The sequence below is a fragment of the Paenibacillus sp. FSL W7-1279 genome (genome assembly GCF_037969845.1).
GTDB lineage: Bacteria > Bacillota > Bacilli > Paenibacillales > Paenibacillaceae > Paenibacillus_AQ.
Genome location: NZ_CP150215.1, coordinates 2,105,718 through 2,120,035 on the forward strand (window position 1 = coordinate 2,105,718; position 14,318 = coordinate 2,120,035).

The window sequence follows — 14,318 nt, forward strand, 5'->3', positions numbered from 1 at the left end:
ATCATTATCGCCGTTTTATGGACAGCGCCGGAGCATTTACATATGCGATAATTTACTTACAATGAAAATAAATCCTACAGATGATAAAGGGGGAATGCAAATGGGCTTAAGTCGGTTTAATTCCAAACTGTTGTACAAATACGTCGTTACGTATGTGGTCATATTGCTGCTTCCGGTCATGATGGTCGGTTTTTTTGTATACCAGTATTTCATTCAGCTGCTGGAAGACGAAGTAACCCGGGGCAATTTAAATCTGCTCTCCCAGGTGAAGGAGAATGTGGACGTCAAGATGACCGAGCTTAACAACATCGCCTTCCATATCTCGGGCAACACCCGCCTAACCCCTTACCAGGTGACGAAAAATCCGTTTACCGAACTTGACACCATCTCCCAGCTGCGAAATTATGTCAGCGCCAACACCTTCATCTCCAATTTCCTGTTATATTTCCATGGACATCATAAAGTATATTCCCCATACAGCACTTACGACGCAGCCGAATTCACGGACAAAATCTATACATTCGAAAACTGGGAGCCGGAGCAATTCTATCGGGACATTAACGAAGCAGCCGTTCCCCATGTACGGAAATCCGAAGATGTACGAACAGCGGTTGGTGGCCGTGAACGCTATATTACCTACGTGATGCCGATCGGCCCGAATCCATCCGATTCGTTTGGTACGGTTATATACTTGATCAACGAAAACCGGTTTAAGGAATTAATTAAAAAGAAGTTTGAGGATGCATGGAGCAACACGCTCATTTTGGACGAGAAGGGGGATCTGATCACCTCTTCCCAGAGCATGGATCCCGGCAAAGCCGAAATCCTGCTGGAACGTTTGCAAGCAAACAGCGAGGGTCAAGGCACGCTGAATTTTGAAGAGCGTGAATATTTCGTGTTTCAGGATGAATCCGCCAAGTTCGGCTGGACCTATATCGCGCTGGTGGACAAGGATACGGTCATGCTAAAGGTGGAGCAGGCCAAAAGCAGGACATTTTACGGGTTGCTGCTGCTTGTGCTGGTCGGAAGCATTCTTATTTTCTTTGCCACCCATATGAACTATAAGCCGATCCGGATGCTGAAGCGGCTTGCCGACAGTAAAGTGAACATTCCCCCGGGGAGTAGGCTTGGCGAGATTGAATCGATTCGATCAGCGCTGGATGTGATGTCGGAGAACAACGATGAATTGAACCGGAAAATTGAAAGAAGCCGTCCAGCGCTCAAGTATTATCTGATCCTGAACCTGCTTAAAGGCGAATACAAAAGCAAAGATGATCTGCGCGGAAAAGGAGAGCTGGCAGGGCTCCGATTAGAGAGCGTGTTTTATACCGTCATGGTGCTTCTTTTTCCGAAAAATCACGGACACCTGTCGGTTGCAGGACTGCCGGACGGATGGTGTGAAGCTCTCCCTCAGGGAACGGAGGTTTTCGGTATCGAGGGGCTCGAAGCCGAGCAGCTCGTATTGGTAATGGGAACAGACGAAGCTGTTGAAACGATGGAGATGCTGCTGAAGATTACCCATGAGACCCTTAGCCGTTCACTCGGCATGGACGTTACCATCGGGGTCGGTAACTCTTACGTAAAGCTGGAGGAGCTGGGCAAATCTTATATCGAAGCCTGCGGAGCGCTAAATTACAGACTGATTAAGGGGAAGGGAAGCCTGATTTTTTTCCGCGAAGCCGTTTCTGAAGCCGAGACGAACCGGAACGGTTATTCGAAGAGCCAATGGAACCGCCTGAAGCAGTTCATCTACCAAAGCGACACCAGCGGCATTGATGCGTTTCTTCGTCAACTGATCGATCGGATTCGTAAAGAGCAGCTTCCGTTATTTATGGTCAAGTGCATTTGTTTTGATCTGATCAACGTGATCCTGGCTATTCTGGAGGACATGGAACTTGATGAAGAGGCGCTGGCTGAGAGGTATCCGGATGTGGTGAAACTGACGGAATTTGAAACCGTGGATGACCTGATCGAATTGGTAAAGGACATCTCCGCGGATATCCGCCGAATTATAAGCGAACGAAAGGAGAGCGGAAATAGGGAACCAGTGGAGAAAATGAAGCAGTATATCGGGGATAATTTTGGATCTACGCAATTCTCGGTGCAAACTCTGGCGGATGAGCTGGGGATGTCCGCCTCGTATTTGAGCCGCTATTTCAAGGAACAGACAGGCTTCACCATCTCTCATTATGTGAACCGGCTGCGCATGGAAAAGGCGAAGGAGCTGTTAACGCATGGGGAAGGGAATCTGCAGGAACTGGTAGACCAAATTGGATACGGAAGCGTCTCCGGATTTATTAGAAAATTCAAGGAGCAGGAAGGCATGACGCCAGGCGATTACCGTACTATGAAGCATAAATAATTGTAAACGTTTGCATATGCAGGTCATATTTGATCAATGCCGTTCGTCAATCGGCGGCAGAAGCCGTCAACTCCGTTGTCACATCCCGTTTATCCTGTACATAAACGGTAAATTTACACCTCCCGCCGTTCCCTTTATGTTGTGTACAGAGAGGGGGTGATACGACGGATGAAGCTGTTTCTGCGAAAAATCAGAGTGCATTACCAGCTGTACCTATTGTTTTTACCTACGCTTGCGTACTTCGTGATTTTTCAATATATACCGATGTACGGCGTGCAGATCGCGTTTAAAGACTTTTTGGCGACAAGGGGAATTATCGGAAGTCCTTGGGTCGGTTTGGAACACTTCGAGCGTTTTTTTAATTCCTTCCAGTTCTGGACTTTAATCAAAAATACACTGGGCTTGAGTTTATACGGGTTGGCTCTAGGATTTCCGATACCAATCCTGCTTGCGCTTCTGCTCAACCAACTGTCCAGTCGCCGTTTTAAACGGTTTGTCCAGACCGTAACCTATGCGCCTCACTTTGTATCGACGGTTGTCATTGTGGGGATGCTGACGATTTTTCTGTCCCCGGGCAGCGGATTGATCAATCATCTTATCGTTGGTTTGGGAGGGGATCCTGTCTTTTTTCTCGGCTCGCCGGAATGGTTCAAGACACTGCATGTTCTTTCTGGCGTATGGCAGGGGGCAGGCTGGGGGGCGATCATCTATTTGGCTGCATTGGCAGGGGTGGATCCGGGGCTTCATGAAGCCGCCATCATCGATGGGGCGACTAAACTGCAGCGAATACGCTACATCGACATCCCCTCGATCCTGCCGACAATCATCATTGTACTCATCCTGCAGCTGGGTTCGATCATGACGGTCGGTTTCGAGAAGACCTTTTTGATGCAGAACTCCTTGAATCTGGACTCGTCGGAAGTGATATCGACCTATGTGTATAAGACAGGGCTGCTGGGTACCCAATACAGCTTCTCGGCGGCGGTAGGCTTGTTCGATTCCATCGTGAATTTTATCCTGCTCGTCACCGTCAACCGGATCGCCAAAAAACAGACCGAAACGAGTCTTTGGTAGAAAGGAGGAGCTCCGACATGCATTCCAGATCAAGGGCGGATAGAGTGTTCGATTTATTCAACTATGCGTTTCTTACGCTGCTGCTCATTGTGATCCTATATCCATTGTATTTTATTATCATCGCATCTGTAAGTGATCCGATTAGCGTAAGCGGGGGCAAGGTATGGCTGTTTCCTGTCGATTTTACCCTTGAGGGGTATCAGAGGATAATGGAGAACCAGACGATATGGGTCGGATACAAAAATACGCTCGTTTACATGACGGTCGGGACTGCGGTCAATGTAGCCATAACCGTTACGGGGGCTTACCCCCTGTCCCGCAAAGACATGTACGGCCGGAATCTGTTCATGTTTCTCATTACGTTCACCATGTTTTTCAGCGGAGGGCTTATTCCGACCTACCTGCTGGTTAAATCTTTGGGCTTGATGAATTCCATGTGGGCTTTGATATTACCAGGGGCCGTCAGTGTCTGGAATCTGATTATTACCCGTACCTTCTTCCAACACAACATTCCGGATGAACTCCGGGAGGCGGCAGCCATGGACGGCTGCTCGGATTTCAAGTTTTTTCTGCAAGTGGCGCTTCCATTATCAAAATCCATTCTGGCCGTTCTAGTCCTGTTTTACGGGGTAAGCCATTGGAATTCGTTCTTCAGCGCGCTGATCTATTTAAGGAATGAAGCTCAGTACCCGCTTCAGCTGGTCCTGCGGAACATACTCATCCAGAACGAGGTGCAGGAACTAATGAACCTGGATCTCGGTGCCAGCAACAGCTTGTCGGAATCCATCAAATACGGGGTCATCATCGTAGCCAGCATTCCTGTGCTCATCCTGTATCCGATGGTTCAGAAGTATTTTGTGAAAGGTGTCATGATTGGTTCTTTGAAAGGCTAATCCAAAGATCACGAAAGGGTGGTTATCTTGAAACGATGGATGGCGAGGTCTACGGCATACGCGGTGGCGGCGGCTCTTCTTCTGGCGGGCTGCAGCAGCGGAAATGAAGCAAAGGAAGGTGCACAGGCGCCAAGCACCGAAGCGAATTTCAACGAAACGGGACTTCCGGTCGTAAATGAAGAGATCCGCATCCGGATTCCGGTTGTCAAACAGCATTATCACAAGGATTATAACGAAATGGTGCTGGTGCAGGACCTGGAGGAAAAAACGAATATCGATGTCGAGTGGGAACAGATCCCGTCTGAGAGCTGGACCGAGAAGAAAAATTTAATTCTGGCCAGCGGAGAATTCCCGGACGCATTTTTCAACGGGCTGACGACACAGGATGTGGTGGATTACGGAACGGAGGGCGTTCTGATTCCCTTGGAGGATTTGATCGACAAATACGCGCCGAACATCAAGAAAATTTTGGATGAGAATCCGCAAGTACGGCGGATGGCTACGGCGCCGGACGGACACATATATTCCATCCCGTGGTTTGAAGATCAGGCCCATTTTCAATATCGGAACACATTTCTGTTGAATAAAACGTGGCTGGATAAACTCGGCCTTGAAGTGCCGACAACGCCGGATGAATTGATTGCAGTGCTAAAGGCGTTCAAAGAGCAAGATCCGAACGGGAACGGCGAAGCGGATGAAATCCCGTCAACCTTCCGTCACAACACGACGACGAATGGGTACTATGAGCTGTTTGGGGCGTTTGGGCTTGCCGATGCGCTTACCGGCTTCTCCGTCAAGGATAAAAAGGTGGTGTTCGAGCCGGCCATTCCGGAGTACAAGATGGCAATCGCGTTCCTGAACCGCTTATACGAGGAAGGGCTGTTGGATCAGGAATCCTTTACCCAGGATGCCAAACAGATGCTATCCAAGACGAAGGACGAAACGCCAAAGGTCGGTTTGATCGCCTCTTTTAACGGAACGTATGAGCTGGGGGGCAGAGTTCATGAATACGTGGCGATGCCTCCGCTGAAAGGACCGGAGGGTCACCAACTGTGGAGAAGGCAGGACAACCGGATCATTCTCAACTTCTTCTCGATTACGAAGAACAACCCGTACCCCGAAGCGACGATGCGTTTGGTGGACACATTGAACGATCCGAAATCGGCGATGCAGTTTAAATACGGTCCCTTTGGTACCCATCTGAAGGAGAAGTCGGACGGCAAGATTGAAATCGTGCCGCCTCAGGACGGAATGGATATCTCCACTTGGATCGGCAGCACGACGCCTTCGACGGCCTTCCCGCTTCTGGTCTCAAGCGAATGGCTGCAAAAGCTGGAGAAGAGCGAAAGCGATAAGCTGCGCAACGGATTTTATGAAATTTATAAGCCTTATATCGTTCCGGAGGATCGGACGTACCCTAATTTGTATATGACGGCGGAAGAGAACAAACGTCTTGGCGTACTGGCAACCGACATCATGACGTATGTCCGCAAAATGGAAGCTAAATGGATCGTGGAAGGCGGCATTGAAGCTGAATGGGACAAATACGTAGAAGATTTAAAGCGAATGGGATTGGATGAAATGATCGAAATCAAACAGCAGGCATATGACCGTTATATCCGTAGTTGACATCAAAGGGGGCGGCAGCGTGCGTTAAGCTACTGCCCCATATAACAACCGAATCGGGAGGGTAACCGCTTGAACATGGAAGAAACCGCGCACAGGATTAGGCCGTGTGCCGATGATTATGTCACCGTATTCGAGTCGCCGGATCCACAGTCCGTTTATTGTTACTCGCCTGCTATTATTAATCTGCCAGGCGGACGACTCGTATTAACAATGGATCTCGGAGGAAAGGGAGTCCCCGATCTTCCGGGGCCGAAAGGTTCACGCAAAGGGTTTATTACGCAAGGGAAAGTGTTTGTGTCGGACGACAAAGGGCGTACTTGGCAGCATACGCATGACTTCCCCTTTATGCATGCACGCCCCTTTCTGGCCGGAGGAGCACTTTACATTCTAGGGCACTGCGTCAATCTGATGATCATCCGATCCGATAACGGGGGGCTTACCTGGTCCGAGCCGGTCCAGCTGACCGATGAAGGGGATTGGCACCAGGCTCCTTGCAATGTCCATTATGCCAAGGGGAATGTATACCTGGTTATGGAGGATATTCGGCAGCATGACATGACGGTGTGGCCGGTTAGTGAAATCCAGCCGGTCCTCATGCGGGCACGGGAAGACGCAGACCTGCTGGAGCCGGTCAGTTGGACTTACGCTTCCCGCTTAACAGCCGTCGATGCCTTTCCGTCGGATCGTCTCGATTATTTTGGCGTCCCCTTTTTCACCGAAAATTCGGATTACCTCAAGGGTCAGTTGAATTGCCCGCCCGTCGGCTGGCTGGAAACGAACGTCGTTCAATTCACCGATCCTGACCATTACTGGTATGATCCCGAGGGCAGGACGTTTCATCTGTGGGCGAGAGCTCATACGGGAGGTACCGGTTTTGCCGCCATCGCCAAAGTAGTGGAGAACGACGACGGCACAATGACAACGATGCTGGAGACGACGCCTTCCGGCAAACGAGCAGTGTTTGTCCCGTGCCCCGGAGGGCAAATGAAGTTTCATCTGTTATTTGACGAGGTGAGCAGGTTGTATTGGCTGCTCAGCTCGCAGTCCACAGACAGCATGACGCGCAAGGAGCGCCTGCCGGCGGAGCGCTTCGATCTGCCGAACAACGAGCGGCACCGTCTTCAGCTCCATTACTCAACGAATTGCATCGACTGGTGTTTTGCGGCTATCGTGTCGATCGGAGCCTCGCCGAAGCAGTCGCGGCATTATGCCAGCATGGCCATCGACGGGGAAGATCTGCTCATTGCCAGCCGATCGGGCGATGCCAGAGCCAAGGATGCGCATAATGGGAACTTGATTACGTTCCACAACATTCGGAATTTTCGATCTCTCGTATATGGATAGGAGGATATGGGCTTTGACCAAAAAAGCGGAGTTAACCAAGAAGTTCGAGGGTGTCTTCTCCCTACTGCTAACCCCGTTTCACGAGGACGGAAGCATCGATTGGGAGGCTTATGAACGCTACGTGGAGTGGCAGCTGTCCTTCCGGCCCCAAGGCTTGTTTGCCGTATGCGGCAGCAGCGAAATGAAATGGCTGACATTAACGGAACGGTTGGAGCTGATGCGAAGGGCTGTGAAGCTGGCGGGGAACACCCCGGTTGTGGCTACGGGCAATCTTGAGGCTCCGAAGCTGCAGCAGGAAGAGCTGAAGCAAGTGATGGATACGGGGCTTGCGGGCGTCGTTCTTGTCCCCCCGGCCGGCATGGGGGTCGACCAAGGCAAGCTCGCGGATCACTTCGCGGGGCTGGCCGATATAGCGGAATGTCCGGTCATACTCTATGAGTGGCCCTTGGTGGAGCCCTATGCAATAGAACCCTGGGTCTATTCCAGGTTAACGGATACTGGCAGCGTGATCGGGATCAAGGACACAACCTGTACGATGGAAGGCATAATGGGTAAGATCGAGGTGGCTCAAGGTACGATTGTTTACCAGGCGAACACCCCGTTCATGCTGGAAGCCATTCGTCAAGGAGCTAAGGGTATCATGGCCATCGTTTCGGCTGCCGGAGCAGGCTCTGTTTTAGACTTCTGGAGGACGGCTTCGCTAGGATCGGCCCATGCGGAGAAGCTTCACAGGGAGCTTGTATATCTCGACGCGCTGCTCCGATTCGGTTACCCCTCCTCGGCGAAAATGCTGGCCGCTCTTCAAGGCGTGCCCATGGGATCGACGGTGAGATCCAGCGGCGTTACCACACTCGAGGCTAAAAAGGCGATGGAGGTTTGGCTGCAAACCGTCAAGGTTTAAGAAGATGAATGATGGGGGGATCGATGATGAGCATTCGACATGAAAGTGATGACGTCCAAGGTGAACGTACGCAGCAGCCGCTGATGGACCGTCCAATGAGCAGGCGCAGTATGCTGTCCGCCCTCGGATTTGCGGGGGCGGCATTGGCAGCTGAGCATTTTCTGAAAGGTCCATTGGCGAGAACGGCTTTTGGTCAAGGCGCTCCGGCTGTAACCGATGCCGTTTATGGAGACGATGACAAAAACAAACCACCATTGTTAATGAACATGAGTTATATCATTGCCGTTACCTTGGCTGAACTCCGGGGTATGGAGGAGCCGAGAGAGGATTTGATTTATTTCGTTACGGACCCGGGACAGGAGGGGCATTTCATATATGATCCTGCAGATAACACTTCTCCCGATAATACCGGAACGATTGTTGCATCCGTTGCCGGAGCCCGCTTTAAGCGACTGCATGACGGGAGCGTTAACGCTGCATGGTTTGGTGCAGTAGGCGACGGAATGTCCGACGATACGGAAGCGGTTCGTTCGGCTCTGGGAGCAGCCAGAGGAAAGAGTTTGTTTTTCCCGCCGGGGGTTTTTCGATTGACCGATACGCTGATCATCCCCCGTAATACGTTTGTCCGCGGAAGCGGTGCTTCCTCGTGGTATGCTTTTGGGCAAAGGCGCAATGAGGTCCCGGATAGCATCCTGGATATGGAGAACGGCACCGTCCTTATGTTTACGGGAAACGGTTCCCGGACGTATTCCAGTAACAGGGACGATTTTCGGGATTTCACCTGCGCGGTGAAGCTGGATGCCGATGCTGACGGTACCCAGCTGTCCGACCTTAAGATCCTGTCCGACTTCAAGATTCGCGACGCACTAGGGAACATTACGACCCAGCTTACGGATGAACATGCCATGTTCGATGTTGGGCTGTGGATTGATAATGCTACTCATGTGAAGCTGGATCGCGTCTCTGTTGTCGGCTACTGGCAGAAAGCGGGGGTGTTTCTGGATGCATCGGGGCGGTTATCTACAACCGCGGAATACGGCTCCATTGAATATGCCACCATTAAAGATTGCTTGTTTCAGGGTAAAATCGGGCTCGCCGTTCTGGGCGGTGACGAAGGCAATCCGCCGGATGTCGCAGGCTTTACCCCTCCCGTTGACGATGCCCGGACCGAGGGACAGTTCGGATTATCGCATTTGCTTGTGTCAGACTCCTTTTTTTCCGGTACGGATCATCATTCCAACGGGTTCGCCCCAGGCTGGGAGAGTCGAATCGAACCGGACAGCACACCGATTAAAATTGACGGCTTCATCGGAAGTGGTGTTCCTTACCGGATCAACCATCCGAGATTCGTGAACTGCTCCATCCAGACAAGGGAAAGTGCCTCCATCGTGCTGGATCGGGTCATCAGGCCGACTTTCATTAATTGCCGGGCGGAAAGCGGACCGGTAAGGGCAAGCCAATACACGGTTCTCCCCCGGCTCATTAACTGTGAGTTTCCATACAATCGCTCAAAAACGGAGTTTCAGGAAATGGAGCACTGCCAGGGTGCATGGATCGTTCCGGGAATGCGGAGGCTCGGGCATATCCATCTAAGGGAATACCATTTTCAAGTGGAGCTCCGAAATAATAACGGAGCCATCGAACATCGGCTGACAAAGGCGGGAGCGATGCAGCCTTCGACGGCACGCTCCTTCGATGTAGAGGCGCTCTTCCGCTACGCTGTTCAGGAGGCTTCATGGGATTACCGGTCCTGGACGCCCCTTCCGCTTCCCGGCGGAACGGGAAGCGACGATTTCTCCAAAGGGATGTTCTTGGGGGAGAAAGCATTCCAGAGCAAATATGCCTTGTTTACGGCTGCTGCCATCGACAATCACCCGGATTATCAGGAGGCGGAAGCCGCAGTAGCCTTGAACAGGACCTCGGATACCGCGCTTTGGATTCGGCCAGCCGCCTACACGTCTCAGAATGTTCCTTACCGGATGAAAAACTATTCCAATGTCCTCAAACTGGAGCTTCGGAGTGGGGACGGGCCAGCCGCGAGTTTACTTACCGCGCTTCCCGAGGAAAGCGGCGGATCGGCAAGCCTTGTCATTTCCGTCAGGGGCAAATTCTATGAACAGGCCTATGGGCTAGTGTGAAAAAAGAGGCTAAAGGAGACTGGATTCATGCCGTTGAATATCGGTTTTACAGGTTTAGCTGTATTGGTACTGATCGGTCTGTTGTTGTTCGGCCCGTCCAAGCTGCCCCGGTTGGCAAGGGCGTTCGGAACAACGATCAAGGAGTTCCGGAGAGGCAGCAAAGAAATGCTGGAAGAAGAGACGGCTGGTTCCGATGCTGATCCAAAGGCAGCCGCTGATGCCGTAGGGGGAGATGGCAAGCTGCAGCAGAACTTGTAAAGCGTGTTAATGTAGAAGGAACAAAAGTGCGAGCCTCTTCCGGGAAGAGGCTCGCTTCGGTTTAGGTGCCTGCCATTGGAGCACGGCCCGGATAGCCATGGGTGCCGCCATACTGCCGAGCATACCGAAGATGTCGGAATGCAGTCCCCTTTGACCGATGATGTAACCGCATGTCCCCCCAATGAATTCAATCGAGATGTAGCGTTTCATATTGGACAATGTTACCACATAAACGACAAAGTCATCTTTACGCTTCAGGCTAGGTATTCAGATCCCCTCCTACAAGGTGTCCACCTCGCCTCCCTTATTGGTAATTAGGCATACGGCCAAGAGTGAACGATATGTTGAGTGGAAACCTGATGCTGAAGTAAACCCGCCGTCATGGCGGAACCTCTTCAATCAAGGCACGTCGAATCAGGTTTTCTCATGCCATTTTATGTATGCTGAAGAGGTGGTATGCGTTTTTGCAGCGGCTGTTTTTGGCAAAAAATCCCCCTCCTTGTCCTATTAAAAGGACAAAGAGGGGGATTTAGCGACAAGAGCGGGTCAGGCTTTATCCTCGTCCAACTCGGTTTGTAAGATCTGGTCTTCCGAAGGATAATCTCGCTTCATCTCTTTGTGGAGACCTCTGTTTTCGTAATCGAAGGAGTTCGGTGGTCTTTGATCCGCTCTCCACGGACTGCTTTTACCAAGCGTTTCGGTCCGCAGGCTGGATCCGTAAGGTCCCTCCGGGAATTCCTCCGCGGTTAAATCGTTTCGCTGGGACTCCACGGTAGATAGATCCGTAAATTTATCCCGTTCCTCTTTCTCAAATCCGTTCATACCTGAAACCTCCCGAAAAGGTACTTAACCTACCATTTCAGTGTTTCCCTGTACAGGTGGAATCATTCCGTTATGTGGCCTGGATCCTCTACTACAGTCCTGCAGCACCGAATACGCTATCGAAGGCTCGCCGTGATTTAGCAACCAATTCTTCAGGGGTCCCGGTCGGCGTGGAAGGCGTCAATATTTCTTGTGTCACCGGGCCTGCATAGCCGATATAATTCAGAGCCTGAAGGAACCCAGGCAGATTTATTACGCCTTCACCGGGATAAAGCCGGTCGTTATCAAGCACATCTCCCACGGGTATGTTCTTGGCATCGTTAATATGGACATGAACGATTTGTTCAGCGCGCAGCTGCCGGATATCCGCGACCGTCATCTCATTGGTGTACCAGTGATATGCATCATACAGCAGCCCGACATTCGGCTCCCCGATGGCATCAATCCAATCCAAAGTTTCTTGTACCGTCCAGATGAACGGGTTCTTCCATTGGGTGCGCAGATGATGCGGTCCTACGAACTCCAAGGCTAATCGAATTCCGTATGCCCCCAAAATGTTGGCACATGCCCGCAGTCTGGTGGTGGCCAGCGCCATGAAATGAGCAGCGGGTGCATCGGTGGAAGGAAGAATGTATGTACAGCACCGTGTGCAGCCGAGAGCCTTGGCGGCTGCCGCAGCTGCTGGGAGTTTCTCGAGGCCGCTTAGGAACTGCTCGTCCGTTCCTCTCCATTCTACGGGAAGGCCAATGGCCCCGATCTCCAGTTGCCGGGATTTCAACATATCGGCTGCCGCCTCCACGCCAAGGCGGTCTACAAGACCTTTGGCATCGATATCGATGCATTGGAATTCGTATTTGGCCGCGAGTTCGATAAACTGTAAATCGCTTTCAAGTTTTCCGAGTCCTGCGCTTGTTAAACCTTGCAGCATATTCATCGTCTCCATTCGCTATTAGATGTCGTGTTGCTAGAGGCGGGTCTTCGTTTATATCAACCCATTGGTTTCATAGTTTCTATTATGATATGTTCCACTTTATAAATCTATGATCACTTTTAATATTTTTTGAGAAAGATAGCGATTGGAGCCACTGCCGATTCGTTATTGTTGAGAAGGGTTTTAATAAACCGGCATGAATTCCTACCGCTTCGAAGGGGATTACATATGTTTTGCCGAAATAACCATGTCATATGAACTTCCACTTTACTCGCGAAAAGGAGATTTAAACTCAGAATGAATACCATTGATCAGCGTAAGAACGAGCTTGGTAACTTGTATCCGGAGCCCACGATCGACGAGCAGGTTTTGAATCGATTTTGGGAGGAAATATTGAAGTCATATGGCAATAAGCCGCTCCACATGGTTAGTCAACCGGAAACGACGCCATATCCTTACATGGAAGTATCTAAGGTTACTTATCATGGTTATGATGATACGCCCATCCATGCTTGGTATATAACTCCCGCTAATCCTTCTGCGGACGAGAAGCCTCGAGGGTGTATCGTAACCTTCCCGGGTTATACCGGAGACCGTGGATTTCCGGAACGATATGCCCATTGGCTAATGCTCGGTTATGCGGTGTTTGCCGTGGACGTAAGGGGGCAGGGTGGCGAGACGGGGAATCTGCTTCCATTGGACAGCGGCGTGGTTAAGGGCTGGGTGACGCAGGGGCTTATGGATATTCGTCGCTCCTATTACATGGCAGTTGTAATGGATGCTGTGAGGGCAGTGGATGCGGCATCGGAGCAGCCTGGAGTGGATCCGAAAAAAATTGCCGTGGTTGGCGGCAGCCAGGGCGGCGGACTGGCACTGCTTGCAGGGGCTCTGAATCCGAAGGTCGCGGCCATTGTGGCGGACATTCCCAACATGTGCAGGATGGACTACGGGATTCTGCATTCGGCTAGCTCTTTGAACGAAATCGCCCAATACATAAAACGCTACCCGGAGCAATTGAATCAAATCCTGGAGCATCTCTCGTATTTCGACATGCTGAATCTGGCGCCGCGAATCCAGGTGCCGGTCATGGTATCCGTCGGTTGGAAGGATACGGTCTGCATGCCCGAAACCATATATGCCGCATACAACCGAATGAAAGCGGCAAAAGAAATAAGAGACTATCCGTTCTCTGGCCATGAAGTCAATGAGTACCAGAAGAGGGAGGGTGTCTTGTTCCTGGAACGGGTTTTTAACGGGAGATAGAACATGGAGACAGGAAGGGGGCAGCGCATGACGATTGCTCAGGACTGCTCTATATATAGCGTCAGTGGACAGAAGCAAACGAATCACATTTAAGTTTATGGTATATACATGTTATATAAAATGACACGAATCAAATATTTGTTATATTTTTTAACGTAGGTGTATTGACAATTACCCATATTCGCCTATAATTATACCCAAGGACTGAAAAAACTCGATAAACACCCTATACCTACCCCGGTCAATGTAATATTAATTTACACAAAGGGATGTTGAACCATGATGACAGCAGGCGAACTCAAACAGGATCTTTTGAGGGTTTACAACGCGATAAATAAGAAAATATTTAACGTGGGTGTAAAGCAGCAAAAAGTCGATTTCGTTGGCAACAAAATCATCATTGTATCGAGAAATAGTAGAGTCCCCGTCCTCAAACTGCTGGATGAGAATTACCCCCTCTCTACCCGGCAGTTGGACCACCTTTTATTCCAGGTGTTCAAGCAGGAGATTAAAGCTTCCCTGGAACAGCAGTTTCAATTTAAAATCATCTCCATTCTTAAAGACTATGATGCAGAGACCGAGTTTTCCGGTACCATCGTAATCTTGGAGAAGGAGGTCGAAGCATATCTGAACGACATGCCGGAACTCTTGTAGAGAGCGGGCCGATCGTCAGTTTAGTACCAAGGCACATACATGTGTGCGG

Annotated in this window: 13 protein-coding genes; 10 read left to right on the forward strand and 3 right to left on the reverse strand. The window is 50.6% G+C overall.

The window, feature by feature from the left end; translation table 11 throughout:
* Positions 1 to 100 precede the first annotated feature (100 nt).
* The 8 genes from MKY82_RS09095 (at position 101) to MKY82_RS09130 (ending at position 10,599) form a co-directional block, all read left to right on the forward strand.
* Positions 101 to 2,362: a helix-turn-helix domain-containing protein gene (locus MKY82_RS09095; protein ID WP_339295980.1), complete on the forward strand. Its 2,262-nt coding sequence runs from the start codon at positions 101 to 103 to the stop codon at positions 2,360 to 2,362.
* Positions 2,363 to 2,530: 168 nt separating this feature from the next.
* Entirely contained in the window at positions 2,531 to 3,436 is a 906-nt protein-coding gene (locus tag MKY82_RS09100) for an ABC transporter permease subunit (protein ID WP_194541586.1), read from the forward strand.
* Positions 3,437 to 3,453: 17 nt separating this feature from the next.
* A complete protein-coding gene (locus tag MKY82_RS09105; RefSeq protein ID WP_194541587.1) occupies positions 3,454 to 4,329 on the forward strand; it encodes a carbohydrate ABC transporter permease in 876 nt (291 codons plus the stop codon).
* Positions 4,330 to 4,356: 27 nt separating this feature from the next.
* A complete protein-coding gene (locus tag MKY82_RS09110; protein ID WP_339295981.1) occupies positions 4,357 to 5,958 on the forward strand; it encodes an extracellular solute-binding protein in 1,602 nt (533 codons plus the stop codon).
* A 69-nt stretch (positions 5,959 to 6,027) separates the two neighbouring features.
* Positions 6,028 to 7,302 carry a sialidase family protein gene (locus MKY82_RS09115; protein WP_194541589.1) on the forward strand — a complete coding sequence of 425 codons (1,275 nt, stop codon included), beginning with the start codon at positions 6,028 to 6,030 and terminating at the stop codon, positions 7,300 to 7,302.
* 13 nt (positions 7,303 to 7,315) lie between these two features.
* Positions 7,316 to 8,203, forward strand: a complete 888-nt coding sequence (locus MKY82_RS09120) for a dihydrodipicolinate synthase family protein (protein ID WP_194541590.1) — start codon at positions 7,316 to 7,318, stop codon at positions 8,201 to 8,203.
* Positions 8,204 to 8,226: 23 nt separating this feature from the next.
* On the forward strand, positions 8,227 to 10,341 hold the full coding sequence (locus MKY82_RS09125; RefSeq protein WP_194541591.1) for a glycosyl hydrolase family 28-related protein: 2,115 nt from the start codon (positions 8,227 to 8,229) through the stop codon (positions 10,339 to 10,341).
* 27 nt (positions 10,342 to 10,368) lie between these two features.
* Entirely contained in the window at positions 10,369 to 10,599 is a 231-nt protein-coding gene (locus MKY82_RS09130) for a twin-arginine translocase TatA/TatE family subunit (protein WP_339295982.1), read from the forward strand.
* A 6-nt stretch (positions 10,600 to 10,605) separates the two neighbouring features.
* On the opposite strand, the gene MKY82_RS09135 is transcribed toward MKY82_RS09130, so the two are convergent.
* The 3 genes from MKY82_RS09135 to MKY82_RS09145 all read right to left on the reverse strand — a co-directional run bounded on the left by MKY82_RS09135 (position 10,606) and on the right by MKY82_RS09145 (position 12,349).
* Positions 10,606 to 10,809, reverse strand: a complete 204-nt coding sequence (locus MKY82_RS09135; RefSeq protein WP_233354796.1) for a hypothetical protein — start codon at positions 10,807 to 10,809, stop codon at positions 10,606 to 10,608.
* Positions 10,810 to 11,145: 336 nt separating this feature from the next.
* Positions 11,146 to 11,421 carry a hypothetical protein gene (locus MKY82_RS09140; protein WP_194541593.1) on the reverse strand — a complete coding sequence of 92 codons (276 nt, stop codon included), beginning with the start codon at positions 11,419 to 11,421 and terminating at the stop codon, positions 11,146 to 11,148.
* 91 nt (positions 11,422 to 11,512) lie between these two features.
* Positions 11,513 to 12,349 (reverse strand): sugar phosphate isomerase/epimerase family protein, encoded by an 837-nt coding sequence (locus MKY82_RS09145; protein WP_339295983.1) that lies wholly within the window; start codon positions 12,347 to 12,349, stop codon positions 11,513 to 11,515.
* Between the two features lie 300 nt (positions 12,350 to 12,649).
* Between MKY82_RS09145 and MKY82_RS09150 the strand changes: the two genes are divergently transcribed.
* The gene (locus MKY82_RS09150; protein WP_339295984.1) at positions 12,650 to 13,615 is read left to right on the forward strand and encodes an alpha/beta fold hydrolase; all 966 of its coding nucleotides are present in this window, start codon (positions 12,650 to 12,652) and stop codon (positions 13,613 to 13,615) included.
* Positions 13,616 to 13,894: 279 nt separating this feature from the next.
* Positions 13,895 to 14,269 (forward strand): DUF2294 domain-containing protein, encoded by a 375-nt coding sequence (locus MKY82_RS09155; protein ID WP_194541595.1) that lies wholly within the window; start codon positions 13,895 to 13,897, stop codon positions 14,267 to 14,269.
* Positions 14,270 to 14,318: the final 49 nt, after the last annotated feature.

Excerpts from the sequence above, each read along its gene's own strand:
- MKY82_RS09135 (WP_233354796.1), bottom strand. The coding sequence starts at position 10,809 with ATGAAACGCTACATCTCGATTGAATTCATTGGGGGGACATGCGGTTAC.
- MKY82_RS09095 (WP_339295980.1), top strand. The coding sequence starts at position 101 with ATGGGCTTAAGTCGGTTTAATTCCAAACTGTTGTACAAATACGTCGTT.
- MKY82_RS09100 (WP_194541586.1), top strand. The coding sequence starts at position 2,531 with ATGAAGCTGTTTCTGCGAAAAATCAGAGTGCATTACCAGCTGTACCTA.
- MKY82_RS09125 (WP_194541591.1), top strand. The coding sequence starts at position 8,227 with ATGATGAGCATTCGACATGAAAGTGATGACGTCCAAGGTGAACGTACG.
- MKY82_RS09130 (WP_339295982.1), top strand. The coding sequence starts at position 10,369 with ATGCCGTTGAATATCGGTTTTACAGGTTTAGCTGTATTGGTACTGATC.
- MKY82_RS09155 (WP_194541595.1), top strand. The coding sequence starts at position 13,895 with ATGATGACAGCAGGCGAACTCAAACAGGATCTTTTGAGGGTTTACAAC.
- MKY82_RS09105 (WP_194541587.1), top strand. The coding sequence starts at position 3,454 with ATGCATTCCAGATCAAGGGCGGATAGAGTGTTCGATTTATTCAACTAT.
- MKY82_RS09150 (WP_339295984.1), top strand. The coding sequence starts at position 12,650 with ATGAATACCATTGATCAGCGTAAGAACGAGCTTGGTAACTTGTATCCG.
- MKY82_RS09145 (WP_339295983.1), bottom strand. The coding sequence starts at position 12,349 with ATGCTGCAAGGTTTAACAAGCGCAGGACTCGGAAAACTTGAAAGCGAT.
- MKY82_RS09140 (WP_194541593.1), bottom strand. The coding sequence starts at position 11,421 with ATGAACGGATTTGAGAAAGAGGAACGGGATAAATTTACGGATCTATCT.